Annotated in this window: 1 protein-coding gene and 1 pseudogene; one reads left to right on the plus strand and one right to left on the minus strand. The window is 55.3% G+C overall.

The window, feature by feature from the left end; translation table 11 throughout:
- Window positions 1–228 precede the first annotated feature (228 nt).
- Window positions 229–468, plus strand: coding sequence for a DUF2164 domain-containing protein (locus ACSZPU_RS25965; RefSeq protein WP_499004493.1), 240 nt, complete (start codon window positions 229–231; stop codon window positions 466–468).
- Here the strand turns inward: ACSZPU_RS25965 and ACSZPU_RS25970 are convergent.
- Window positions 462–863 (minus strand): annotated as a pseudogene (locus ACSZPU_RS25970) (hypothetical protein); the annotation flags it as partial. The gene ACSZPU_RS25965 and the pseudogene ACSZPU_RS25970 overlap by 7 nt on opposite strands.

The following is an 863-nucleotide window of genomic DNA, read 5'->3' on the forward strand; positions in this document are numbered from 1 at the left end:
GTGTAGCCGCATCCGGGATTTTCCCCGGTGACGCTGCGCTTACCGGGGCTACAGTGGGTGTGGTAGCCCGGATAAGGCGTAGCCGCATCCGGGAAATGGCACCGTGCGGTCTGATGCCCTCACCCCGGCCCTCTCCCACAGGGAGAGGGAGAAAAGCGTGCCGCCATCCGGGACCGCTTTACCGCTAACCTCTGCTATGATGCCCTTTTTCTCGAGCCAGGAAGCCCAATGAGCAAAATTGATCTGAGCCACAGCGAACGCGAGATGCTACGCGAGAAACTGCAACGCTACTGCACCGACAACTTCGACCTTGAACTGGAACAATTCGACGCCGAATTCTTTGTTGATTTCGTGATCGACAACCTCGGCCCGACGCTGTTTAACGCCGGGATCGATGAGGCCATTCGCACCCACGCCGCGTACAGTGAACGCATTCAGGAAGAGATGGATCTGAAAAAGATCTACTGATCCTCAATCACAAACCGCGTCGCTTCGAAACGGTTTAAGATCAGGTGCACCAGGAACACCATCGTCAGCGTGCCCAACAGAGCGACCGTCACCGACACGATGCGATAAAGATCGCTGAACACCAGATCGGTATCCGGATGCAGGTTCTGCCCGAACATAATGCCGATGGTGGTTACGCTGGCAAAACCGACGCCCGCCCCCACCTTTTCCATCACGTGTAGCCGCGCGCTAAATGCCAGCCCGAGGCCGATCAGCGGCATCATCAGCAGCATATGGCTGCTGTGATTGTAGAGGATCAGCTGCACCAGCAGGATATACGTAAGCGTCTCATACATACCGTATTGACTTATAATGGCAATATGCAGCAACTCAGAACCGTACAGACTTACTATTCC

Origin of the sequence: Phytobacter sp. V69, from assembly GCF_965644215.1 — a bacterium.
Lineage (GTDB): Bacteria > Pseudomonadota > Gammaproteobacteria > Enterobacterales > Enterobacteriaceae > Phytobacter.

Coding starts and splice junctions, on each gene's coding strand:
- ACSZPU_RS25965 (WP_499004493.1), top strand. CDS start 229: ATGAGCAAAATTGATCTGAGCCACAGCGAACGCGAGATGCTACGCGAG.